Source organism: Bradyrhizobium sp. 18BD (assembly GCF_054185225.1).
Genome location: NZ_JAVAYL010000009.1, coordinates 92,586 through 115,962 on the forward strand (window position 1 = coordinate 92,586; position 23,377 = coordinate 115,962).

The following is a 23,377-nucleotide window of genomic DNA, read 5'->3' on the forward strand; positions in this document are numbered from 1 at the left end:
CCATTCGTCAAAACTAGAGATCGGCCTGCGGCACAGCCCTGCATATCGCAAAGAAGAATGACACCAGCAACACCGACGTGAACATCGTCGATCGAAGAAACGTCGTCTCCGTAAAGTTCGTCTGGAAGCTGAGAACGACAAATCCGATGATGACGGCGCAGTGCGACCGGTCGATCGCACGCGCTGAAATCAGATGGAGAACCTTGCTCGAAAACAGAAGGACGCTCGTTGCGAAAAGCACATAGCCCAGGAATCCGGTTTCCATCAGGATCGCGATATAGCCGCTGTGATAATTGTCGAGCACCCAGCTGTGGTTTTGCTCGAAATAATCGTAGATCGACGGGATCGTCCAGAAGCCGTTGATCCCGAAGCCGAGCAACGGCGCATCGTCGAAATGGCTGATCGCGTAGTGCCAGATCAAAGTCCGCTCGGTCAAATCAATGGTCGCATCGCCGACATGGATCGAATCATATCCCGTCGTGTAAAAATAGAAGATCAGCGCGCCGGCCAGCAGGCACATGACGAACGGCAGGACCGCATAGATCCGCATGCACATGACCGACCACATCGAGGTCAGGAGCAGCGCGCAGGCGGCCAGGGCGACGGCTCCGGCGCCTCGCGACTCTGACGCGAGGACGCATGTTGACGCGAGCAGGAACATCGCCAGGAAGGCCAGCCACCCCTGCCCCCTCATCTTCAGATAGCAGGAGAAGAACATCAGATACGCGCCGACGAAGCCGAGCGTCTGCTTCGATTCATAGATGCCCTGCCATTGACCATTATGCATCCAGCTATGGTCGACCCCGATATCGGGCACGGCGAGCGCAAAGAACGCCGAGGCGGCGACCAGGATGAAGAGCCCGAGGGCCGTGGCCCCGATCACCTCGTCCAGGTCGATGCGCGTGATCAGGCAGAACGCACCGAACGTCGTCATCGCAAGCGCCGCGCTCTTCATGACCGCGGCAAGGCTCAGGCTGGCCCAGAACACGGACATGACTGCAAGCGTGTAGAATCCGACCAGCGCGATCAAATCGGGATTGATCTGCAAACGCAGGCGCGGGCGCACGAAGGCGCTCGCATAGATGAGGACGGCCCACATCAGGATCGCGACGGCCTGCTGCAGATAGGTCAGCTCTGTCGGCAACAGACCCGTGTTGAAAGTGCCCATCGACGCGACCACGTTGACGGTGATCGAACAGGTGATCGCGAACCTGGCAATCCTCTCAACGCCAATGCTGCGCGTCTTCCAGATCGCGCTCTCGAGTGCCCCGGATTCCACCTCGGTCTGCAGGCTGGCCATGGAGCGACCTTCCTTAATCGCGGTTAATTATTTGCTAGCGCGGCTCTGACCTCTACGCACCCGGCCCTGGGTCGTTAAGATTCCGGCAATGATACGAACGCCGTTCGAAGCGTTAATGCAAATTATACCCCGTCGGTATCTCGCTCCTCACTCCCCTGCTATAAACCTCGCGTCCAGCTCGATCGCCCATTCCCGAGCGATGTGAATTTTTCCCGGCTACGCATGAACACGTCTGGCAATACCTTTGACATCGCCGTCGAGCCGACATTCGACTTTCTGTCTCCGGAATATGCGGAGCTGTTCGAGGGTTCCGCCGCGACTGCGTTCCAGCATCCGCTCTGGCTGCATAGCCTCTACACCGGGCTCGCGCCTCATGCCGGAGCGTCTCCCCTGGTGGTGGTGGCTCGTCACCGCGCGACGCGGGGTCTTGCGATGGTGCTGCCCCTGCTCCGGATCCGGCGCGGACCGATACGAACCGTCGAATTCGCCGATCTGCGAGTCTCCGACTATCTTGCGCCGGTCTGCAGCCCGGAGGTGTTTGCCGCGCTGCTCCGGGATGTCGATGCATGCGCGGAGATTCACGATATCGTCCGCCCCTTCGATCTGCTCCGAATTACAAAACTGCCGGACGGACGGCTTCCGATCGAGAACCTGCTGGCCGCGCCTCGCCGTGTGGCGATGGACAGCAATGCCTATGCGACCGTTCTCGTCGCGCCATTCGAGCAATGGCGCGCCAGCGCGATGGATCGCTCCTATCAGAAGGAGCTCGCCAAGAAATATCGTCAGCTCCAGAAAAAGGGCGCGCTGAGCTTCGCGTGCTGCGATGACAGCGCCTCCGTCCTCGAGGCGCTGGACGTGATGAAGAGGTTTCGCGGTCCGCGGTTTCAGTCGCAGGGTGACGGGGACCTGCTTCAGCGTCCCGAATATTACGGCTTCTATTCCGACGTGGCGGTCCGCGGTCTCGGCTCCTTCGTGCGGCTCTATGCCATGAAGATGGATGGCCAGGTGATCGCTGCCGTGCTCGGGCTGCGCCATCGCGACAGCTTCCTCGTCATCATGAGCGCCTTCGACATCGACGGATACAAGAGCCAATCCCTGGGCGCGCTGATGTTCGAGCAGGTGGCGAGGGATTGCATCGAGCGCGGCGATCAGATGCTCGACTTCACCATCGGCGACGAGCCGTACAAGAAATTGTTCGGCGCTCAGCCTTCGCCGATGTGGGCGGTCACGCAGGCCGGCAGCACCGCGGGCGCCATATCCCTGTTCGCACTGAAGCAGGCACCCTGGCTCAAGCTGGCCGCCAAGCGTGTGTCGCAATTCAGGTTTTCGCCAACCCGCACCTCGACGCCGACGCGCTGAACTGCGCGCGGGCGCCGACCGGCAATCCACTCAAGCCCGTAGCGCGCTTCGGACCTTCGCGAGCCAGCCCGGCCGCATCTGATCGACCTGATGGGTGATCCTGCGCCGCAGGAAGTGCAGCCGACGCCGCACGTCCCAGCTGATGTCGTTGCGCGACGTCAACGCCTGACGGAAGCGCGCCATCTTCAGTGATTGCTGGTCGGCCGCGATCTTGGCGGGATCGGAATAGAACTGCGATATCTTCTCCGTGCCCATGCCGGCCGTTGCGAGCCACCGCGGCGCATATTCGGTGCAGAGGCGTTCGACGTCCACCAGCAGTCGGGCGACACCGGTTCCTGCGGCAGGACAGTTGGTCTGGAACGCATCCCCGATGAGCACGATACCCGGCTGAAGATGCCCTTCGACGACGGACAGATCCATCACCCAGTTCTGGACCCGGTCGGTCACGCGAAAATCGCCGAGGAACGGCTGCAATCCCGGCAGCAACCGCAACAGCGTTGCCTCCGTGTCGCGACGCAGATCGCGCATGACCGGATCGGTCGGGTCGCGGAACATGAAGAGGTTTGCGCGCATGCCGGCACGCACCGGAAACAGGCTGAGATAGTCGATCCCGTCTGCCGTGCGCTCGCCGTAGCAGGTCAGCGCGTCGAAATTGAACGGTGCCCCGTCGCGGCGTGCGATCGTGAAGCCGAACGACACCGAATGGCGCTCGGCCAGCACGCGTCGCTTGATGCCGAGCTTGTAGCCGAGCGCGCCCGCCATGCCCGTGGCCAGAACGACAAGACGCGCTTCCACGCGCCGTCCGGACGCAAGCGCGAGATGCTGGATGTCGCCACCAGTGGCGATCGCGGTGACCTCGTCGACGATCAGGTTGGACGGATCGGGTAGCTGGCCGCGCGCCATGGCAACGAGATCGGCATAGGGAAGCCCGTAGGCCTGGCCGATACTGACATCGACCACCTTGCCTTCCCTGATATTGAGCACGCGATCGTAGGAGCATCCAGCGTTCGCGAGCGCATCGATGAAGCCGAGCCTGCGGAACATCTCCAACTGGTGGCCGCCGATCTTCTCGACCCGAAACTCGTCCGGATGCACCGCCCGCTTGTCGATCAGTGCGACACGATGCCCTGCCCGCGCAAGAACGGCTGCCGCAAGCGAACCGGCAAGGCCCCCGCCGACGATGGCGACATCGGCAACGATCGTTGCGTTCCCGGTGGCCGCGATCGGCTCGGTCACGGTTGTCTCCGCCGGCATCATTCAGGCTCCCACGATTAACGGTGGTTCCACGTGCAATTATCCCGCCTGATGTCGCATCCCGGGGGCGAGCGCGATCAATTCCGTCGATCGAGGTTAATGAATGCCGGAGCCGATCCGGCAGCACGACCTGACGGCACGCGTCTTGCTCAGGATGGCCCGACAAAGTGCGAACTTCAGTAATGCTACGGTGGAATGCATGACGACTTCTTGTCAGGGCGGTATCACATCGCTGTGCGATGACAGGCGGCGCTTGCCCTATCTGGGACAGCCCGGACGAACCTGTTTCACCGTGACGCAGGGCGCGCATTCCCGATATCGGGCACGACCGGCGGGGCTCCGCGGGGTGCCCATTAACACTCGTGGTTTTCCGGCATGCTAGGCTTCCCCCGATATTGTAATGCGTACGTGGGGAGAGACACCCCTTAACCCTCCATGATCGACTCCATCATCCAGTTCATGCGGCGCGACGTGACGCGCGGTGTTGCCGGGACCATCCTGCTCAAGGTTGGTAGCGGCGCGCTGGCGTTCGCGTTGTTCTCGCTCGCCGCGCGGACGATGTCGCCCGATGGATTCGGTATCTTCGCGACCTGGCTTTCGGTCGCCCAGATCGCAGCGGTCGTCGGGCTGGTCGGACAGGAATCGCTCCTGGTGCGATTCCTCAACGAATACCAGGTCGGAGACCGACCCGATCTCACCAAGGGCGTGCTGCTGTCGAGCCTCAAGATCTCGTCCGTCGCGATGCTGGGTGCGATCGGCGTGATCGCGATCGTGGCGCACATGAAAGGCGACAGGTGGTTGCTGATCCTCGCGGTGGTGGCCTACACCGCTGTGAGCGCTGGGCTGATGCTTGGCAGCCAGATCGCGCGCTCGCTGGTCAGCATTCTCATGGGCGAAGGAAACCGCGAGTTCTTCTGGCGGGTCGGCGTCGTACTGTTTCTGCTTGCCGTGATGACCGGACATCGGCAGCTCGATCCCGCCGAGCTGATCGCCGTGATGACGATCTCCATGTCCGTGGGCCTCGGCGCGCAGATCATTTCGATTACGCAAGCGCTGCCGGGCTTCCGGGCTACGGCCGCGCGTTCCGAGACGTCGCGCTGGCGCGCGAGTGCGCTTCATTTCTGGGTCGCCTCGATCCTGGAAGCCGCGAACCAGTATTTCGACGTCATCCTGGTCTACTGGATGCTCGATCCGGCGACTGCCGGAATCTATTTCGCTGCGTCGCGTCTCGCCAACATTTTTGCCATGCTGTCGGCGGCGCTCTACAGTTTCGGCGCGCGACGCCTTCCGACGCTGTACTTCAGCAAGAACCATCAGGAGTTCGAGCGAACGCTGCAGTTGATGGCGGAAGTGACTGCACTTTGCGTCGTCGGCGGACTTCTCCTGATCTGGGTCGGCAGTCCGTATCTACTCAACCTGTTCGGGCCTCACTTCGCCGCACAGCACTGGGTGCTGATCGTGCTCGCGATCGGAACGGCCTTCCAGGCCGCGGGTGGCCCGGCTGCGGCGATCTTGCAGCTCACCGGTCATGAGCGCATCTATGTGCCCGTCGTCGCGGCAAACGTGGCGCTGCGGCTGATTGGATTTCTCGTCCTGATTCCCTGGCTCGGCGTGCTTGGCGCGGCGATCTCGGCGACCGCGTCGCTGGCGCTCGCGACCATCGCGCTCAACATCCTCTGCCGCCGGCGGACCGGCGTCGATCCTTCGATTCTGGTGCTGTTGCGTTTCTCGGCAGAAAAGCGCGGCGCCTATGCGGTCCGCAGTGCCGACACCAGCGACTAGGCGTCGATCAGCCAGTCAAGCCGAGCACTTCACCGCGGCGTTGAGCCGAGGGATCAACCGGCACGCGATTGACGACGATCCCGGTCGGCACGCCGCCGAAGCGGGAGAGCGCTGCCGTCACCCTGCGCATTGCGGCTGAATCGACGGCGTCTTCGCGCGCGACCAGAATGACCAGATCGGCGTGAGCGGCAAGCGCCACCGCCTCCGGCTGCAAGGCCAGCGAGGTTGCGTGAACGACGACCAGATCGAACTCCGAACGGATATCGTCGGCGTGCGCCAGTTCGGGGCTCTTGCCGGCGCTCAGAAGCGCATCGACACCGGGAAAGCTTGCCGTGGTCGTGCCGTCCGCGTGCCCCCTGGCCTGTCCCGCGCCGGCACCGCCGAGATCAGGCTCGACCCGGATCAGCACGCTCAGCTTGCCCCTGTTCACCGCCCACCGGTTCAGCGAGCGCGCGACGGTGTTGCCGCCGGCACGCTTGCCGACCGACATGACGAGAGCGACCTTGCCCCGCTGGGCCAGCAACTTCTCCAGCCGATCGGCCAGCGGACGCAGATAGGGACCAAGATCAAGCTCGGCCGTCGCGGACACCGGACCTTGCCAGATATTCCGCGGGGCATCGCCAGGCACCAGGTCCGGAATGCGGGCCCACACCGGCGGACGCGGCCACGCCGGAGGCTGGCGCGGCGCCGGATCGGGGGCGCGAACCTCTTCAACGGCCTTGTCCGATCCGCGTCCGGGTCCGGTGGCGACGACGACCGCGGTCGATGTCAGCAGCGAGCCGATCGCGAGCGCGGCAAGCAGCAACGGCAGCGGCGGAAGGGTCGAGCGCAGCGGCGGGATGGCGGAGGACGCGACCTTGGTCTGCGAGCTCTGCAGCAGGCGCTGCTCGTTCGTCGTCTTGGAGCGCGACAGGAACTGCTCGTAGATGTTCCTGTTGGCCTCGGCGTCGCGCTGCAACTCCTGCAGCTTCACCAGCGCCTGACCGTCGACCAGCAGCTGCGATTCAGCCGCCTTCATCTGGCTCTCCAGCGCCTTCTGCTGGTCGCGCTGAGCCTCGTATTCCGACTTCGCAGTGTCGATGCTCTTGGACCGCTCGACCTCGATCTGCCGGTTGAGATCGTTCAACTGGCTGTACGACATCACGAGGTCGGGATGGCGATCGCCGAACACCGCCCGCTTCTGCGCGATCTGGTCGTTGAGGGCCGATCGCTGGGCGCGCAGGGCACTCAGCAGATCCTGCTTGGCAGGCGCCTCGACATTCGCCTTCACGTCGCGCTGCGCCTGCTCGAAGCGCGCTTTCGCCTCTTCGGTCCGGGCGCGCGCGGCAGCAACCTGCTGCGACAACTCGGTCACGCGCAATTGCTGGGTCGTCGAATCCTTGCCGGCGTTGACGATCCTGTGCTCGAGCTTGAACGCGGCGACGGCATCCTCCGACGTCTTCAACCGGTCGTTCAATGTCTTGAGCCGGCTGCTCAGCCAGTCGGCGGCCTCGTCCGTCGCCTCGGTGCGGATGCTTCTCTGGCTCGCGACGAACGCCTCGGCGATCGCATTGGCATAATAGGCCGCCCGCTCCGGCCGGTTCGAGGTGAAGCGGATGGCGATGACGTATGTGAGCCCGCGACGGGAAATGTCGAGGCGATTGCGGAATCTCTCGAGCAGGCGTGCAGGGTCGGTGTGCCCGCCGGAGATGTCTTCGTCCTCTTGAACCTTGAGCTGCTCGATCAGCGGCTTCAGGAAGCCGTCGGACTTCGCCACTTCAACCAGGCTCTGCAGCGCCGCGCTGTCCTGTCCGATGCCCGGCAGAACGTCCTGCTCCGAGGTCACGCGTTGCTCGCGGGGATCGACGACGACCAGCGCGGTCGCGGCAAAGCGAACCGGGATGGCCAGGATAACGACGACACCGAGGGCAAAGATCGCCAGAGCCAGCGTCAAGATGCGGCGGCCGTTGTCGCGAATGAAGGAGAGCGCGCCTGAGGCGGTCAGAATGCCGCCAAAGCGCGCGGCGCTACCGCCGGCTTCACCGTTCGACATAGTGCGAGTCTGCCACGACGCGGCGACACCGGTCGATCCGGAAACTGTCGGCTCTGCGCGGCGACCGAACGTCATGGACTTTACTCGGATTAACTGGCGAACACTGTTCAGTGGCCTGCTCCACCGTAAATATCTATGGTTAATCGGCGGTTACCCCGCCCCTGGGCAACTATGACCAATTGGTTAATGCAGCCGCCTCACTCCGATTGAAAACCGCTGCAATTGCCTTGTGCGCGATGCTCTTCCGGTAGGCCGCGCATTAACTCCGTTTGTTGCTAGTCGATGTCTGCGCGAGGCCCGCATGGTAGGTACCGGGTTAAAGAAGGTGAACGTTTCATTAGCGGGTCGGGATCCGTGCTTCATTACCAGCCAGGCGCAGAACTGGGCGATGCCGCGAAGCTGCCGTCGGCCGCGGCGGCCGCCGCAGCACCGGACAGCGGCCGGGCGACGCAGCATGTGCTTCTCATCCAGACCCAGGCCGAGAACGCAGGCGCGCAGGAGATCTCCAGGCTGCTCGGTGCGGGCCTCAGAGCACGCGGCTACCGGGTCACCAACCTGTTCTTCTTCCGCAAATCGGAGTCCTTCGACGAGCCGCCGGATACGCTCTATTGCGCATCAAGCCGGCCGGGAAATCCGCTGGCGCTGCTGCGGATGCTGTGGACGCTCGGCCGCCATATCAGGACCCTCAAGCCCGACGCGGTTCTGACCTTCCAGCATTTCGGCAACGTGATCGGCGCAGGTGTATCTCGCCTCGTCAGCCGCGCGCCCGTCGTCGCCAATCAGGTCTCCTCCGCACTGTCGATGAGCTGGCCGGTCCGCACCGCCGACATCGTCATGGGCAGCCTTGGCTTCTTCGACCGCATCACGCTCAATTCGAAGGACATGGAGCGCGAATATTCGCGCTACCCCGCGGCCTACCGCGCGCGCATGATGCATGTCCCGCACGGCTTCGACGACAAGGCCCTCACTTTGTCGAAGCAGGCCGCGCGGCAGACATTCAATCTGCCGCCGGACCACATCCTGCTCGGCTGCGCCGCGAGGCTGCATCCGCACAAGCGGCTCGATCTGGCGATCCGCCTGTTGCCGGATCAGCCGTCCTGGCATCTCGCATTGGCCGGCCAGGGCGCCGACGAGGCGCGGCTGAGGCAGTTGGCGGATGACTTGAAAGTATCGGATCGCCTCTATCTGCTCGGCGAAATCCCGCCGCGGCGGATGGCGGATTTTCTCGCCTGTCTCGACGTATTCGTCTTTCCGACCCAGGCCGAGACCTTTGGGCTCGCCGCGGTCGAGGCCGCCAACGCCGGTGTCCCCTCCGTCGTCACCGATCTCCCCGTGCTGCGCGAGGTGTTGTCCTTCGAAGGCAAGCCGACTGCCCTCTTCGTCGACGCCGCCGACCACGCAAAGCTGTCGACGGCCGTCTCCCAACTCCTGACCGACCAACAGCTGAGCGACGAGCTGCGACAAAACGCCAAAGGCCTGAGGCTGCGGTATTCGGTAGACGCGATGGTGGAGGAATACGTTCGAATTCTCGGCCAAGTCATTTGACCTGATAATCTGAAATAGATCGGCTCGACATGATCATCGAGTTTCGTTGTGAACGTGAATATGCGCGGCAATGGATGGACCGCGAGACGCTGTCGGTCGACGGCCGGGATGTTCCAGTGCAGATCGCATGGACGGCGACGACGGAGCCGCGGCCCGCGGGTCTCGACGCGCTGTTCGGGCTCGAACGCGTGGTGTTGCGCAAGGGCGCGCTCGGCGGCGCCGACAGGCTGAAGCTCGTTCCGGAGCGGACGCAGGCGCGCATCAGCACGGCGGATGTCATCGTCGATTTCACCGGCGCGGCGCGGGATCCCGACTGTCCGGCTTCACTGTATCTGCGCCCACTGTTCAATGGCGCCGCAGGCGAGAACGCTGCGCTCGCCGCCATTCTTGCCGGCGACCTGCCGGTGATCGAGATCGTCAACGAAATCGACGGCGCGGTGCTTGATCGCGGCCACCCGTCCGCGGAAATTGCTGCGGGCCTCGGCGGCGCGCTCGAAACGATCATGGCGCGCACTCTGACCATGGTGGCGGCCATTCTGTCGGGCCGACCGCGCATTGTGCCGCAGCTCGCGCGTCCTGCCGTCAACACCAACGGCCGCGGAGCGGCCGGTTACGTCGTGCGCGGCCTTGCCGTATCGATCGCCAAGGAGATCTATCGCCTCTGCTGCTACGCTCCGCATTGGCATGTCGGATGGCGGTTCAACGACAATGCCGGCGTCTGGCAGACCGGCGATCTCTCCGGGCCTGGCTGGAACGTGCTCGGCGATCCCGGCAACCATTTCTACGCCGACCCCTTCCCCATCACGTGGCGGGGACGGACATTCGTGTTCTTCGAGGATCTCGATCACCGCGTCGGCAAGGGCATCATCTCGGCGATCGAGTTCGGTGACACCGGGCCGATCGGACAAATCCTGCCCGTGCTGGAAGAGCCCTGGCACCTCTCCTACCCGTTCCTGATCGAAGACGACGGCGAGTTGTGGATGATCCCGGAGAGCTCGCTCCACGGCGACGTCGCCCTCTACAAATGCGTCCGCTTTCCCGACAAATGGGAACGGCATGCGACGCTGTTGTCAGGCCTCGAGCTCGCCGACGCGACGATCACGCGGCACAACGGCCTGCACTATCTGTTCGGCGCCTGGCGCGACGGGACCGGTGGCTATTCGGACTCGCTTGCGATCTACTACGCCGATCATCTGCTCGGCCCCTGGCGGCCTCATGCCAGCAACCCGGTCATGATCGATCGCGCGAGCACGCGACCGGCGGGGAATTTCGTCACCATCAACGGCAAGCTGTGGCGACCGGTGCAGGATTGCGCTGCTGGATACGGCGCGGCGCTTGGCCTTGCGGAAGTCGTCGAGCTGTCGCCGACGACGTACAGGCAAATCGTTCGCCACTCGCTCAAGCCCGGTCCGGCATGGCCCGGCCGGAAGCTGCACACCCTGAACCGCTGCGGCCGGCTCGAGGTCATCGACGGATCTCGCGTTCAGCCCAAGACGAGCGCCCTCGCGCGCCAACTCCCGGCGGCCGTCTTGCCGTCGCGCCCCCGTCCTTCCACGGCCTGCTGACGCGAGGCCCGCAAACGGTGCATTGCTCGCCTGAGCACGACCGCTGTTCAACTCGAACAAGATTCGTGGCAAACAGGAGCGAGCGACGCCGGCGCGGGAGACTCTCCATGGCAAACGAAACCAGCTCGACACAGCGACCCTTCGATCCCCGCAGCAAATGGGCCGAACTGTCCCCGGCCGAACGCAGCGCCGCCTATGACAACAACGCCGCCGTCAAGAACAGCCCGGCGCTGATCGCCGAGCGCAACGAAGCCTCGGCGCGGCTGCGCAGCACGCGGAAGTCCCATCTCGACCTCGCTTACGGCCCGCGCGCGAACAACAAGATCGACCTCTATCCGGCCGCCAAGCCCGACGCGCCCTGCCTGGTGTTCGTGCACGGCGGCTACTGGCAGCGCAATTCCCGCGAGCTGTTTGCCGCGCTGGTCGAAGGCGTCGCGGCACATGGCTGGTCGGTCGCCCTTCCCGGCTATTCGCTGGCGCCCGAGGTGTCGCTCACCGACATCGTCGCCGAGATCCCGCGCGCGCTCGACTGGCTCTCCGCGCACGGCGCAGACTATGGCGTGACCGGACCGGTCGTGCTGTCTGGCTGGTCCGCCGGCGCCCATCTCGTTGCGATGACGCTGAACCATCCGCGCGTCCATGCGGGGCTGGCGATATCGGGCGTCTACGAGCTCGCACCGATCCGCGATACCGGCCTCAACACCGCGCTGAAGCTGACGGACGAGGAGATCGCCACGCTTTCGCCGCTTCGCCTGCCGGTGACGCAGAAGCGGCTCGACATCGCCTATGGCACCAACGAGCTGCCGGCGCTCGTCTGCGATTCAATCGCTCTCCACGACAAGCGCACGGCCGCGAAGGCACCCGGCAAGCTCATCCCGGTCGAAGGCGCCGATCATTTCACCATTCTCGAGACATTGCGGCGCCCCGACGGCGTCCTGGTCGATGCCGTCAGGCGGTTGGTCGACTAAAAAAATGCGAAAACAACCCCATGCACAGTAGAACGGCGTTGTTTTCAAAGGCGAAATTTTCACCGCAGGTGACTTTGACTCGTCGGGCAAAACAGGAGCATGATGTCATCATCGCCCCGGCCGGCGCTCCTGCACCTCAACCCAGATCTTCTCGCCCGTGACGCGCACCGGGTAGAGCCGTAACGGCGGGCTCGGCCATCCCGCGGTGATCGCTCCGTCGCGCAAGTCGAATGATGCCGCATGGCGCGGGCAATAGAGCCGCCCCGCAGCCACGCGTCCCAGACCCAGATCCGCCTGTTCGTGCGGACAGGCGCGCTCGCAGGCGACGACATCCCCCTCGTTCCAGATCAGAAGCAGATCGCGCCCGGCGACGCGAACGATCGTCTCCGCCTCCAACCGGTCGAGATCGCAGACCGCAGTCCATCCCTCGTCCGGACGGGTGGCTTCGTCACCCACCGAGATAGGCCTTCCGCACATGCTCGTTCTCGATCAGCTCGGAGCCGGCGCCCGACAGCACGATGCGGCCGTTCTCGAGCAGATAGGCGTGGTCGCACATCTCGAGCGCGGCGAACGCGTTCTGCTCGACCAGCAGTACCGTGGTGCCGGCATCGCGGATGCCGCGGATGATCGCAAAGGTGCGCTCGACGATGTTCGGCGCAAGCCCGAGCGAAGGCTCGTCGAACATGACCAGCCGCGGCCGCGACATCAGCGCGCGCCCGATCGCGAGCATCTGCTGCTCGCCGCCGGACAGCGTGCCCGCCGCCTGCTTGCGCCGTTCCGCCAGCCGCGGAAATTCGGCGTAGATGCGATCGCGATCGGCAGCGATCTCACCTGAACCACGACGGAGGTAAGCCCCCATGTCGAGATTTTCCTCGACACTCATGTGCGGAAACACCCGCCGTCCTTCCGGACAATGCGCGATGCCGCTGGCCAGCACGCGCGGCGGCCTGGCGCCGGTGATGTCGATGCCTTCAAACCGCATCTGCCCGGAGCGCGGCGGCACGAGGCCGGAAATCGCGCGCAGCGTCGTGCTCTTGCCGGCACCGTTGGCGCCGATCAGCGCGACGAGTTGCCCGGCCTTCACGTCGAGCGAGATGCCGCGCAGCGCGGTGACACCGCCATAGCCGCAGACCATGTCACGGATCTCAAGCACGCGCGGCTCCATGTCCGAGATAGGCTTCGATCACGGCGGGATCGTTGCGGATCACATCAGGGGTTCCCTCGGCGATGATGCGACCATAGTTGAGCACCACGATGCGGTCCGAGACCGTCATCACCATCGGCATGTCATGCTCGACCAGCAGGATCGTGATGCCGCGGTCGCGAACGCTGCGGATCAGTTCGACGAAGCGATGCGTCTCCGAGGCGTTCATGCCCGAGACCGGTTCGTCCAGCAGCAGCATCGAGGGCTCCGCCGCGAGCGCCAGCGCGACGCCGACGAGGCGTTGCTCGCCATAGGAGAGCGAGCCCGCCGCATCGTGTGCGCGGCGTTCGAGCCCGACCCATTCGATCAGCTCGCTCGCCTTCTGCCGCAGCCTGCGCTCCGAGGCGCGCGCAGCGGGCAGGCCGAGGATGGCGTCGAGCAGGCGGACCCTGCCCTGACGATGCAGGCCGATCAGGAGATTGTCGTAGACGGTGTCGTTGGGAAACACGCTGGTGCGCTGGAAGGTACGGATCAGGCCGAGGTCGGCGATCTCGTGCGGCTTCAATCCGGTGAGCGTCGTGCCCTGATAGGTGACGCGGCCCGCGCTCGGCGTGAGGAAGCCGGTCATGACGTTGAAGGCCGTGGTCTTGCCCGCGCCGTTCGGTCCGATCAGGCTGACGATCTCGCCCTCGCCCACGGTGAAACTCATGTCGGAGATCGCGACCAGCCCGCCGAAGCGGACGGCGACCTGATCGATCGTCATGGCCACGCTGCGCGCCGTCATCACGCCGGCTCCTTGGCGCCGGTCTCAGTCAGCGCAACCGGCGCCAGCGCCGCCGTCGCGCTCCGCCGTTTGGTGAAGCGGAGCGCGAGCGAGGGCACGATGCCGCGCGGCAACACGAACAGGATCGCCATCAGCACGCCGCCATAGGCGATCCATTGCGCTTCCGGCGCCATCACCGGACGCAGCGCGACCGGCAGCAGGCCGAAGATCAGACCGCCGACGACGGGACCTGCCAGCGAACCCTTGCCGCCGCTAATGACCATGATCACCATGGTGACGGTGTTGATGAAGGCGAACACTTCAGGATCGATGATCCTGATGTAGTGCGCGTAGAGACTGCCGGCGGCGCCCGCGATCGCGGCCGAGATCACCGCGGCCAGCGTCAGCGTCCTGGTCACGTCGATGCCGACGGAGACGGCCAGCGTCTCGTTCTCCATCAGCCCGCGCATGGCGCGGCCGAAATGGGAATGAACGAGGCGCGCGATCAGGAGATAGGCGATCAGCGCCACGACCAGCACGAGATAGTAGTTCTGCATCTTGGTGCGCAGCGTCAGCTCGCCGAAGCCGGGCAAAGGCAGCGCGATGGACGGAATATTGGTCAGCGCCAGCGGGCCCTGTGTCAACTCCACCCAGTTCAGCGCGACCAGCCGCACCACCTCGGCAAAGGAGATCGTCACGATGACGAAATAGGCTCCGCGGACGCGGAACGACAGCAGGCCAACGAAGTAACCACAGAGTCCCGCGACGATAATCGCGAGCACGAGGCCCGCGATCGGCGGCCAGGGTGTGTGGACCAGACGGATATCACCGGGCAGGCCGATGTCGAAGCCGAGCGAGGTCAGCGCGCTGACATAGGCGCCGATGCCGAAGAAGGCAATGTGGCCGAGGCTGAGCTGGCCGGTGAAGCCGAGCAGCAGATTGAGGCTCATCGCGCCGATGACGAAGATGCCGGTCGTGATCAGCGCATTGAGGAGATAGGGATCGCGCAGCCAGAGCGGCACCGAGGCCAGCGCTGCGACCGCGAGGATGGTGACGACTGTTCTCATCCGACCCGCTCCGCGCGCGCGAACAGGCCGGTCGGCCGGAAGATCAGCACCGCAATGATGATCAGGAAGCCCATGGCGTCGCGATAGCCGGACGAGATGTAGCCGGCGCCGAGCTCCTCGGCGAGCGCCAGGATGAAGCCGCCGATCACCGCGCCCGTGATGTTGCCGAGGCCGCCGAGGATGACGATGGCGAAGGCCTTGACGGCGGCAAGATCGCCCATTTGCGGGAAGATGACGTAGACCGGTCCGAGCAGCGCACCCGCGGCGGCGGCAAGGCTAGAGCCGATCGCGAAGGTCGAGGTGTAGATCATGTCGACATTGACGCCCATCAAAGAGGCCGTGTCGTGGTCCTGGAACGTCGCCCGCATCGCGCGGCCGAGACTGGTCTTGTTGATCAGGAGATACGTCACCAGGATCAGCAAGGCCGCGGCGAAGAGAACGAACAGGCGCAGCCACGAGACCGACACCGGCCCGAGCACCAGCGGCGCTTCCGGGAACGGCGAGGCCACCGATTTGGCGACGCCGCCCCAGATCCACAGCGTGCCCGACTGCATCGCGATCCAGGCGCCGATCATGACCAGCATCGTGGTGTCGATGTCGGAGCCGCGCAGCGGCCGCAGCAATGTCAGCTCGATCGCCGCCCCGAGCAGCCATCCGGCCAGCACCGCAACCGGCAAGGCCAGGAAGAAGTTCAGCCCGAGCTGTTGCACCACGATGAACATGATGTAGGCGCCGAACGTATACAGCACGCCGTGGGTGAAGTTCACGACGTTCATGATGCCGAAGATCAGCGTCAGCCCGATGCCCAGCAGCGCATAGGTGCCGCCGAGCACGAGCATGTTGACCAGATGCTGAAGAAACTCGCTCAAGACCGTTCCCAAATCACAGGTGATGGGACGAGAGCGGCGCTGTGCCGCCCTCGCCCTGATGACACGCCGCTAGAGCGTCTTCATCCCGACCTTGCCATCGTTGATCTCGATGAGATAGACGTTCGGCTGACTCTGCCCGCTTTCCTTGCCCTCGGGGCCGGACTTGCGGAACACGATGTCGCCGTTCAGTCCCTTGATGTTGATCTCCCAGAGCGCCGCCTTGATCGCCGCGGGCTCGGCCTTGCCGGCCTTCTCGATCGCGGCAGCTGCAGTACGGATACCGTCATAGCCGCGAAAACTCTCGGTGCAGCCGGCGAAGTCGAAGCCGCGCTTCTTCCATTCCGTGATGAAATAGTTGGTCGCCTCCGGGTTCGGCGTCTTGTCCGGGAACCAGGGCAGGAAGGTCGTCAGATGCATGGTGCCGTTGGCCGCAGCTCCCGCCTGGGCGATGATCTGGTCCGGGTTCTGCGAGCCGCCGGTGGTGATGATGCGCTTCTTCAGGCCGAGCGCAGCCGCCTGCTTGAAAATCAGCGTCAGCTGGTCGACCGCCGTGGTGACGATGACAGTCTCGGAATCCGAGCTCTTGATCTTGGAGAGCTGGGCGCTCATGTCCTGCGCGCCCTGATCCATGGTCTCGACCAGGCCGATGGTGATGCCCTTGTCCTTCATCATCTTGCTGAAGTCCTCGGCGGTGCCGCGGCCCCAGTCGTTATTGATGACGAGGAAGTCGACCTTCTTCAGCGCGAGCTTGTCAACGATGCCCTTGAACGCCGCGGCCTCGACCGCCGAGGGCGGCGAGATGCGGAAGATGAAGGGGTTGCCCGTCGTCGTGATCTTGCCGGAGGACGAGGTCTCAACGACCATCGGCGTCTCGTATTCCATCAGCTTCGGCATCACCGCGAGCGTCAGGCTCGAACCCCAGGCGCCCATCAGCACCGGCACCTTGTCGCTGGTGATCAGCTTCTCGGCGACGGCGGCGGCTTCCGTCGGGTTGCTCTTGTTGTCCTCGATGACGAGCTCGATCTTCTTGCCGAGAATGCCGCCCTTGGCATTGATCTCGTCGGCGGCGATCTTGGCGCCGTTGACGACGTACGTGCCGGACGCCGCAAACGCGCCGGTGAGCGGCTCATTGACGCCGATCTTGATGGTCTGCGCCCCCGCTGCGCCGCCTAACAAGGCCGTCGCCAGCGCGATGGCCGGAACCAGTCCGAGTGCTCGTGTCATGTTGTCTCTCCAAATCCCACGCTGTTGATGTCCAGGGCAGTCCAGGCTTCGTCACTCTGCGGCGCCGGCGCGCCGATCATTCCGCGCCACCTTTTCCGGTGAAGACGCGGCCAAACACGCGCGCAAGACGGGCGCGCAGAACGTCCGATGCGATCGACCAGAGGCTGAGCTGCGCCGCGGGCGCTTGCCCCGACGTCGCGCCGGACATGTGGCGGTCGAGATTTGCCGCGAACTCGGCAACGAGGCGTCTGGCGAGATCGCGCACGAGGCCCGGCCGGCCGACCTGCGCCAGCATGCCCGTGAGCGTGTAGCCGATCGAGAGCTCGACGGCGGTCGCCGCGCCGCCTTCGAGCGGAAGCAGGCGATAGCGGATTTCACCCTGCGTCGCCGAATGGCTGCGCTGGTCGGTGCCGATGCCGACGATGCGCCCCGACAGCGTCGCGGGATCGCGTTCGACGCGCGCGGCGCCCTCGAAGGCTGCCGCGATCGGCCCGAGCCTGACGCGGATCAGGCCCTCCATGCGCTCGGGCCTTGGCGGTGTGGTCAGCGACACGCCCGGCAGGCAGGACGCGATGGCGGCGATGTCATCGAACATCGCGAACACTTTTGCGGGCGGATGCGGCAGTGCGAAGCGCTGCTCGAGCATGGTCGCCGGGGTGAAGTCCGGAATGCGATCCGGAGCGGCATTCTCCGATGCCGGCGCCGACGCCTGCCGCGCAGACACCCCCTCTCCGCCCGACGTGGCGCGCCCCGATCCGACCGGGCCAAGACCGGCGCGGCCGCCATCAGCCTGCGGCGCAATGTTGCGCGCGCGCCGGGCTTCGATCACGGACTGCACCGCGCGCACGATCCCGACATAACCGGTGCAGCGGCAGAGATTGCCGCTGAGGCCGACGCGAATGCGCCGCTCGTCGGCGTCGGGCAGGCGCAGCACGAGATCGCGCGCCGACACCAGCATTCCGGGCGTGCAATAGCCGCATTGCAGGGCATGCTCGTGGGTGAAGGCCGCGCGCAGCTCGGTCGTGACCTCGTCCTCGTCGAGGCCTTCGATCGTGGTAACATCGGCGCCCGCGCAGGCCACCGCATAGGTGATGCAGGAGCGCGCCGGGACGCCGTCGAGCAGCACGGTGCAGGCGCCGCAGACGCCGTGCTCGCAACCGAGATGGGTGCCGGTCAGATCGAGCCTGTCGCGGACGAAGTCGGCAAGGCTGGTGCGCGGCTCGGCCGGCAGCTCGACCGCACGGCGATTGACGTTGAGCGCGATCGTGGTCATGCCGCAGCCTCCAGCACGGCGCGCTTCAACACGCTGACATGGATATGGCGCTGCACGGCATCGTCGATGCCGGCCTTGACGAGAAGCGCGTCGGCGACACGCGCGTCGAAACGCTGCTTGTAGTCGGCGGCGATCCTCCCGCCGAACAGCTCGGTGGCATCGGTCACGACGATCGGCGCCGTGTCGATCGCGCCGATCACGACGCGCGCCGAGGCGGCGGCCGGATCGACCAGCGCGGCTCCGATGGCATGGGCGAACTCACCGGTCTTGCGGCAGCTCTTGGCATAGCCCCAATGCGCGGAGGCCGCCCGCGAGGGAACGTGGATCGCCTCGACGATCTCGCCGACGTGCAGCGCCGATTCAAGGGCACCGACGACGAAGGCCTCGACGGCCATCGTCCGCGCGCCGGCAAGACTGCGCAGCGTCACCCGCGCCCCCAATGCGGCGAGCGCCGAAATCCAGTCCGCGGCGGGATCGGCGTGGCTGAGCGAGCCGCCGATGGTGCCGCGGTTGCGTACTGCGCGATAGGCGATATTGGTGGCGACGCCGCGCATGGCGCCGCGTGTCACGTCGGCCGTGCGCCCATCTTCGATATCGGCATGGGTGACGAGGGCGCCGAGCACGAGCTCGCTGCTAGCTACCTCCGCGCGCTTGAGTTCGGCAAGGCCGGAGATGTCGACAATCAGCTCCGGCTGCACCAGCCGCAGATTGAGCATCGGCCCGAGCGACTGGCCTCCGGCGATGATCTTTGCCGATCCGCCGGTGGCCGCGAGCATCGACAGCGCAGCGTCGAGATCACGCGGGCGCTCATAGCTGAACGGCGCCGGTTTCATGCCGCGCTCCTTTCGGTGACGCGCGCCGCCAGCACGGCTTCGACGACACGATGCGGCGTGATCGGCGACTGCATCAGCTCGACGCCGAGCGGGCGCAAGGCATCGTTGACGGCATTGGCGATCGCGGCGGGCGGGGCGATCGCGCCGCCCTCACCGATACCCTTGACGCCGAACTGCGTATAGGGCGACGGCGTTTCCATGTGATCGAGGCGCGCACCCGGAACCTCCGTCGGGCCCGGCAGCAGATAGTCGGCAAGCGTCGTCGCCAGCGGCTGGCCGGAGGCGTCGAACGGCATTTCCTCGTAGAGCGCGGTACCGATGCCTTGCGCAAGGCCGCCATAGATCTGGCCGTCGACGACGAGCGGATTGACCAGCACGCCGCCGTCCTCGACGATCACGTAGTCGAGGATCTCGACCTCGCCGATATCGGGATCGACAGCGACGACCGCGGCATGCGCGGCGTAGCTGAAGGTGCCGCTGTCGCGCACCGGCTTATAGCCTTGCGTCACTTCCAGCCCGCCGGGATCGACATCGGCCGGCAGGTCCTGCGGGCGGCGGTACCAGGTGTGGGCGATCGTCTTCAGGCTGACGCTGCCATTGACGCCGCGCACCTCGCCGTTCTGCAACACCACCGAGGCCGGATCGTGCTGCAACAGCTTGGCGCCGATGCGCCTTGCCCGTTCGCCGAGCTCGCGGCAGGCGGTTGCCACCGCGCCGCCTGCCATCACCATCGAGCGCGAGCCCCAGGTGCCGGTCGAATAAGGCGTCATCGCGGTGTCGCCGAGGATGATGCGGATCTTTGCGACATCGATGCCGAGCATCTCGTGCGCGACCTGGGCGAGCGTGGTCTCCATACCCTGCCCGTGCGAGTGCACGCCGACGCGCAGCTCGAGGCCGCCATCCGGCGTCAACCGGGCCGAAGCCTGCTCGTGGCCCGGCACCATCGGAATGCCCCAGCCGGAATAGACGGAGGTGCCGTGCGCGGCCTGCTCGCAATAGATGGAGACCCCGACGCCGATGCGGCGGCCGTCTGCCTCGCCCCGGCCTTGCCTGGCGCGAATGGACTCGATGTCAACAGCGGCAAGCGCGCGGCGCATCGCTTCCGGGTAATCGCCGCTGTCAAAATGCTTCTTGGTGATGTTGTCGAACGGCATCTGCTCCGGCAGCACCAGATTGCGCAGCCGCACTTCGCCCGGCTCAAGTCCGGCTTCGGCCGCCACGAGATCGAGCATCAGCTCCAGCGCAAAGCAGACGCCGGTGCGCGCCACGCCGCGATACGGCAGGATCGGACATTTGTTGGTGGCGACCGAGAAGGTGCGGCAGCGATAGGCCGGCATCTTGTAGGGGCCGGGCAGAATGCTCGCGACCTGCGCGGCTTCGAGGCAGGCCGAGAACGGGTAGGACGAGTAGGCGCCGGAATCCACCGTCGCCTCGCAATCGATGCCGCGCAACGTGCCGTCACGGTCGGCATAGACCGTGATCTTGTAATGATGCTCGCGGCAATTGGAGCTGGCGACGAGATGCTCGCGGCGGTCCTCGGTCCAGCGCACGGGATGGCCGCAGCGCATGGTCAGCCAGGACAGGCAGACCTCCTCGGGCAGCAAGATGCCCTTGTGGCCAAAACCGCCACCGACATCCGGCGAGATGACGCGGATCTGGCCCTCCTCCATGCCGAGACATTCGGCAAGGCCGCTGCGCGTGATGTGCGGCATCTGGGCCGCCGAATGCAGCGTGAGCTGGTCGAGCCTGGGATCGAAGGTCGCGACCACGCCGCGGCCTTCCAGCGGCGACATGCATTGCCGCGCGGTCGAGATCTCCCGCGTCACCTTGATCGGCGCATCGAGCGCGGCGGAGATGTCGACCTCGTAATTGGTCTCGAGGAAGACATTGTCGCCCCAATGCTCGTGCACCAGCGCCGTATCAGGCTCGCGCGCCTTCAGCATGTCGTAGACCGCCGGAAGCTCTTCCAGATCGAGCGTCACGGCGGCCGCGATGTCCTCGGCTTCGGCCCGCGTCGGCGCGAGACACATCGCGACGAGCTCGCCGACCTGGCGCACTTTTCCGGTGGCGAGCACCGGCTGCTCCGAGATCTTGAAGCCGGCAAGACCCGACACCGCGCGGATCGGCTTGATGCCGACGAGGTCCGCGGCCGTGAACACACGATCGCGATAACGCTCGGGCACATGGATGCCGCGGATGCGTGCGTGCGCCATCGGGCTGCGCACGAAGGCGACGTCCTGAAGCCCCGCGAGCCTGATGTCCGCGACATACTGGCCGCGGCCCCGCATCAGGCGATCGTCCTCCTTCCGCGGCAGGCGCGCACCGACGCCCTGCCCGGACCTGCCCGAAGGAAATTCCCGCTCGTTGCGCACGAAGGCGTCCTCCTTCACCGCCTGGCCTTACGCCGCGACGGCCTGCGGCAGGATCGGTGCGACCGCGTCGAAGCGCGTGCCGGCGCGCAGGCAGAAGGCCGGCTGCAGCAGACGCTCGGCGATCACCTCGTTTTTCTCGTTGTCCTTGAGGACGAAGCGGCCGTTCTGCTCCGTGAGCACGGAGACGTCGGCATCCATGCCGACCTTGAGCGCGCCGATCTCGGCGCTGCGGCCGAGCATCTTCGCTGGATTGGAGGTCACCATCGGCACCACCTGCTCCAGCGACAGGCCGAGCGCCATCATCGAGCTCATCGCCTGCACCAGGCTGAACTTGGCCTGGCCGGCGAACGGATGGTTCTCCTCGTCCTCGTGCTGATCGGGCGTTCCGGCCGGCGCGGGCACATGGGTGTTGTAGCCGTGGATGTCGGCGCCGAGCGTGGTCGGAATGATGCCGGCGGCGATCGCCTTCTTGGCAAGGCGATAGGAGAAATGGCTGCCGTGACCGACATCGACCTTCAGGCCACGATCGAGCGCCGCCTGGATCACCGGATGCACCTCACCCTCGCGATTGACGAAGCCGCCGGGATGGCGCGTGAACGGATGGGCGAGAATATCGCCTTCGCGCAGCAGCGGAATCACGCGCGTGAGGATGGTGTCGGCATCTTCGCCATTGGCCCCGCTCTCGGGCAGGCCCCAGAGCTGGCCGAAATGCACATAGACCGGCAGATCAGCGCGCTTGCCGATCTCCGCCGCCATCTCGATGACGCGGATGCCCCAGCGCGCGAAGCCACCGATCTCGGCGTGAGCCTTGATGCCGCGCACGAGGTCGAGATTGGCCGTCGCCGATTTCACGGTGGCGTCGACGTCGACGCCGTCGGGGCTGTAGAGCTGCGGATAGAAATGTCCTTCCAGGCCGCCGACGAGATAGGCCGACAGGAACGCGTAGACGCGCGAGGCCGAGGGCTCGGCGATGAAATGGCGAAAGCCGGGCAGCGTCATGCAGGACGGGCCGCCCTGGTCGACCAGCGTCGTCACGCCCGACTGCACGCCGACCATGTCGGGGTTCATGCCGAAGCGGCCGGAGACATATTGGTAGACATGGGCGTGGGTGTCGATCAGCCCGGGCAGCACCAGCTTGCCGCTGACGTCGACGACCTCCTTCGCGCTGGTCGGCAGGATGTCCGCCGCGACCGCCGCGATCTTGCCGCCGCGGATGGCGACGTCCCTGACGCCGTCCACACCCGAGGCCGGGCAGATCACGCGACCACCTCGCAGCAGAAGGTCGAAGCTGGCAGTAACGGACATGGTGCTCTCCTCGGTCCCACGCAGGCGGTTGCCCCGCCCCGGATTACGAAGCATGCTTCGCATTTGAATACGAAGTATGCTTCGTATTTTGACAAAAGCAAGCATCATGCCATGATCAGGCGGTAGCAGCCGCGCTCGAATCGAGCTAAGCGCGGCGGGGTTTCGGGTTGGGAGAGCGTGCATTGCGGCAAGCACAGAAGCGGCGCAGCGGGGGCAGGCACAGGCCCTGGCCCTTGTCGCAACGTCCCGGCTATCTGATCCGGCGGCTGCACCAGATTCACGTCGCGCTGTTTCAGGATGCCTGCGGCGAGTTCGAGGTCACGCCGCTGCAATACAGCCTGCTCTCGGCGCTGGCGGTGCGCGAAACCGCCGATCAGACCACTTTGGCGGCCGATATCGCCCTCGATCGGACCACCACGACCGGCGCATTGAAGCGCCTCGCCGCCCGGAACCTGGTCGAACGCGCCGTCAACAAGGACGATCGCCGCGCGCGATTGTGCCGCCTGACGCCGGCCGGCGCTGCCCTTCTGGTCAAGATCGAGGGCGCCGCACGGCGCGCGCATCGCGCCACGCTCGGCGATCTCAGCGAGCGCGAACAGGCATTGTTCATCGAAATGATGCAGCGCATCGTGGCCGGCGACCCCAGTCGCGGCAGCGCCGCTGCCCTATTCGACTAGAGGCACCTGCTGCCGTTTTGAGTTGGGCTGCTTAATTTATCATCG

19 protein-coding genes are annotated in these 23,377 nt (G+C 65.3%); 6 read left to right on the forward strand and 13 right to left on the reverse strand.

Translation table 11 applies throughout. From position 1 onward, the window contains the following. Nucleotides 1-13: 13 nt before the first annotated feature. Complete coding sequence (locus RAD16_RS17955; RefSeq protein ID WP_458159222.1) at nt 14-1,300, reverse strand: O-antigen ligase family protein; 1,287 nt, start codon at nt 1,298-1,300, stop codon at nt 14-16. Between the two features lie 222 nt (nt 1,301-1,522). Between RAD16_RS17955 and RAD16_RS17960 the strand changes: the two genes are divergently transcribed. Continuing rightward, nucleotides 1,523-2,659: a GNAT family N-acetyltransferase gene (locus tag RAD16_RS17960; RefSeq protein ID WP_458159223.1), complete on the forward strand. Its 1,137-nt coding sequence runs from the start codon at nt 1,523-1,525 to the stop codon at nt 2,657-2,659. A gap of 30 nt (nt 2,660-2,689) precedes the next feature. Here RAD16_RS17960 and RAD16_RS17965 read toward each other — a convergent pair whose 3' ends face one another. Beyond that, the gene (locus tag RAD16_RS17965; protein ID WP_458159224.1) at nt 2,690-3,913 is read right to left on the reverse strand and encodes an FAD-dependent oxidoreductase; all 1,224 of its coding nucleotides are present in this window, start codon (nt 3,911-3,913) and stop codon (nt 2,690-2,692) included. Nucleotides 3,914-4,348: 435 nt separating this feature from the next. Here RAD16_RS17965 and RAD16_RS17970 point away from each other — a divergent pair, with 435 nt between their 5' ends. Beyond that, nucleotides 4,349-5,695: a lipopolysaccharide biosynthesis protein gene (locus tag RAD16_RS17970; protein ID WP_458159225.1), complete on the forward strand. Its 1,347-nt coding sequence runs from the start codon at nt 4,349-4,351 to the stop codon at nt 5,693-5,695. A 7-nt stretch (nt 5,696-5,702) separates the two neighbouring features. Here RAD16_RS17970 and RAD16_RS17975 read toward each other — a convergent pair whose 3' ends face one another. Continuing rightward, nucleotides 5,703-7,802, reverse strand: a complete 2,100-nt coding sequence (locus RAD16_RS17975; protein WP_458159226.1) for a lipopolysaccharide biosynthesis protein — start codon at nt 7,800-7,802, stop codon at nt 5,703-5,705. A 279-nt stretch (nt 7,803-8,081) separates the two neighbouring features. Between RAD16_RS17975 and RAD16_RS17980 the strand changes: the two genes are divergently transcribed. The 3 genes from RAD16_RS17980 to RAD16_RS17990 all read left to right on the forward strand — a co-directional run bounded on the left by RAD16_RS17980 (nt 8,082) and on the right by RAD16_RS17990 (nt 11,805). Continuing rightward, the gene (locus tag RAD16_RS17980) at nt 8,082-9,272 is read left to right on the forward strand and encodes a glycosyltransferase family 4 protein (protein ID WP_458159227.1); all 1,191 of its coding nucleotides are present in this window, start codon (nt 8,082-8,084) and stop codon (nt 9,270-9,272) included. A gap of 29 nt (nt 9,273-9,301) precedes the next feature. Next, the gene (locus RAD16_RS17985; protein WP_458159228.1) at nt 9,302-10,837 is read left to right on the forward strand and encodes a glucosamine inositolphosphorylceramide transferase family protein; all 1,536 of its coding nucleotides are present in this window, start codon (nt 9,302-9,304) and stop codon (nt 10,835-10,837) included. Nucleotides 10,838-10,944: 107 nt separating this feature from the next. Then, nucleotides 10,945-11,805: an alpha/beta hydrolase gene (locus RAD16_RS17990; protein WP_458159229.1), complete on the forward strand. Its 861-nt coding sequence runs from the start codon at nt 10,945-10,947 to the stop codon at nt 11,803-11,805. Between the two features lie 108 nt (nt 11,806-11,913). Here RAD16_RS17990 and RAD16_RS17995 read toward each other — a convergent pair whose 3' ends face one another. The 10 genes from RAD16_RS17995 to RAD16_RS18040 form a co-directional block, all read right to left on the reverse strand. Beyond that, the gene (locus RAD16_RS17995; RefSeq protein ID WP_458159230.1) at nt 11,914-12,282 is read right to left on the reverse strand and encodes a Rieske (2Fe-2S) protein; all 369 of its coding nucleotides are present in this window, start codon (nt 12,280-12,282) and stop codon (nt 11,914-11,916) included. Next, on the reverse strand, nt 12,254-12,958 hold the full coding sequence (locus tag RAD16_RS18000) for an ABC transporter ATP-binding protein (RefSeq protein WP_458159231.1): 705 nt from the start codon (nt 12,956-12,958) through the stop codon (nt 12,254-12,256). Before RAD16_RS18000 ends, RAD16_RS17995 begins: the two co-directional genes overlap by 29 nt. After that, nucleotides 12,951-13,733 (reverse strand): ABC transporter ATP-binding protein, encoded by a 783-nt coding sequence (locus tag RAD16_RS18005; protein ID WP_458159232.1) that lies wholly within the window; start codon nt 13,731-13,733, stop codon nt 12,951-12,953. Before RAD16_RS18005 ends, RAD16_RS18000 begins: the two co-directional genes overlap by 8 nt. Then, nucleotides 13,733-14,779 carry a branched-chain amino acid ABC transporter permease gene (locus RAD16_RS18010; protein ID WP_458159233.1) on the reverse strand — a complete coding sequence of 349 codons (1,047 nt, stop codon included), beginning with the start codon at nt 14,777-14,779 and terminating at the stop codon, nt 13,733-13,735. The genes RAD16_RS18005 and RAD16_RS18010 overlap by 1 nt, the downstream gene beginning before the upstream one ends. After that, nucleotides 14,776-15,648: a branched-chain amino acid ABC transporter permease gene (locus tag RAD16_RS18015; protein WP_458159234.1), complete on the reverse strand. Its 873-nt coding sequence runs from the start codon at nt 15,646-15,648 to the stop codon at nt 14,776-14,778. Before RAD16_RS18015 ends, RAD16_RS18010 begins: the two co-directional genes overlap by 4 nt. 69 nt (nt 15,649-15,717) lie before the next feature. Next, on the reverse strand, nt 15,718-16,872 hold the full coding sequence (locus RAD16_RS18020; RefSeq protein WP_326898764.1) for an ABC transporter substrate-binding protein: 1,155 nt from the start codon (nt 16,870-16,872) through the stop codon (nt 15,718-15,720). Nucleotides 16,873-16,948: 76 nt separating this feature from the next. Further along, the gene (locus tag RAD16_RS18025; protein ID WP_458159235.1) at nt 16,949-18,145 is read right to left on the reverse strand and encodes a xanthine dehydrogenase family Fe-S subunit; all 1,197 of its coding nucleotides are present in this window, start codon (nt 18,143-18,145) and stop codon (nt 16,949-16,951) included. Next, nucleotides 18,142-18,978 carry an FAD binding domain-containing protein gene (locus tag RAD16_RS18030; RefSeq protein WP_458159236.1) on the reverse strand — a complete coding sequence of 279 codons (837 nt, stop codon included), beginning with the start codon at nt 18,976-18,978 and terminating at the stop codon, nt 18,142-18,144. The genes RAD16_RS18025 and RAD16_RS18030 overlap by 4 nt, the downstream gene beginning before the upstream one ends. After that, nucleotides 18,975-21,368 carry a xanthine dehydrogenase family protein molybdopterin-binding subunit gene (locus tag RAD16_RS18035; protein ID WP_458159237.1) on the reverse strand — a complete coding sequence of 798 codons (2,394 nt, stop codon included), beginning with the start codon at nt 21,366-21,368 and terminating at the stop codon, nt 18,975-18,977. The genes RAD16_RS18030 and RAD16_RS18035 overlap by 4 nt, the downstream gene beginning before the upstream one ends. A gap of 9 nt (nt 21,369-21,377) precedes the next feature. After that, nucleotides 21,378-22,655: an amidohydrolase/deacetylase family metallohydrolase gene (locus tag RAD16_RS18040; RefSeq protein ID WP_458159238.1), complete on the reverse strand. Its 1,278-nt coding sequence runs from the start codon at nt 22,653-22,655 to the stop codon at nt 21,378-21,380. Between the two features lie 233 nt (nt 22,656-22,888). On the opposite strand from RAD16_RS18040, the gene RAD16_RS18045 reads away from it, so the two are divergent. After that, the gene (locus RAD16_RS18045; RefSeq protein ID WP_458159239.1) at nt 22,889-23,332 is read left to right on the forward strand and encodes a MarR family winged helix-turn-helix transcriptional regulator; all 444 of its coding nucleotides are present in this window, start codon (nt 22,889-22,891) and stop codon (nt 23,330-23,332) included. The last annotated feature ends 45 nt before the right edge of the window (nt 23,333-23,377 follow it).

Bases quoted from the DNA above. Each gene is read 5' to 3' on its own strand.
- RAD16_RS17955 (WP_458159222.1), bottom strand. From the start codon at position 1,300: ATGGCCAGCCTGCAGACCGAGGTGGAATCCGGGGCACTCGAGAGCGCG.
- RAD16_RS17960 (WP_458159223.1), top strand. From the start codon at position 1,523: ATGAACACGTCTGGCAATACCTTTGACATCGCCGTCGAGCCGACATTC.
- RAD16_RS17965 (WP_458159224.1), bottom strand. From the start codon at position 3,913: ATGCCGGCGGAGACAACCGTGACCGAGCCGATCGCGGCCACCGGGAAC.
- RAD16_RS17970 (WP_458159225.1), top strand. From the start codon at position 4,349: ATGATCGACTCCATCATCCAGTTCATGCGGCGCGACGTGACGCGCGGT.
- RAD16_RS17975 (WP_458159226.1), bottom strand. From the start codon at position 7,802: ATGACGTTCGGTCGCCGCGCAGAGCCGACAGTTTCCGGATCGACCGGT.
- RAD16_RS17985 (WP_458159228.1), top strand. From the start codon at position 9,302: ATGATCATCGAGTTTCGTTGTGAACGTGAATATGCGCGGCAATGGATG.
- RAD16_RS17990 (WP_458159229.1), top strand. From the start codon at position 10,945: ATGGCAAACGAAACCAGCTCGACACAGCGACCCTTCGATCCCCGCAGC.
- RAD16_RS17995 (WP_458159230.1), bottom strand. From the start codon at position 12,282: ATGTGCGGAAGGCCTATCTCGGTGGGTGACGAAGCCACCCGTCCGGAC.
- RAD16_RS18005 (WP_458159232.1), bottom strand. From the start codon at position 13,733: ATGACGGCGCGCAGCGTGGCCATGACGATCGATCAGGTCGCCGTCCGC.
- RAD16_RS18010 (WP_458159233.1), bottom strand. From the start codon at position 14,779: ATGAGAACAGTCGTCACCATCCTCGCGGTCGCAGCGCTGGCCTCGGTG.
- RAD16_RS18020 (WP_326898764.1), bottom strand. From the start codon at position 16,872: ATGACACGAGCACTCGGACTGGTTCCGGCCATCGCGCTGGCGACGGCC.
- RAD16_RS18025 (WP_458159235.1), bottom strand. From the start codon at position 18,145: ATGACCACGATCGCGCTCAACGTCAATCGCCGTGCGGTCGAGCTGCCG.
- RAD16_RS18030 (WP_458159236.1), bottom strand. From the start codon at position 18,978: ATGAAACCGGCGCCGTTCAGCTATGAGCGCCCGCGTGATCTCGACGCT.
- RAD16_RS18040 (WP_458159238.1), bottom strand. From the start codon at position 22,655: ATGTCCGTTACTGCCAGCTTCGACCTTCTGCTGCGAGGTGGTCGCGTG.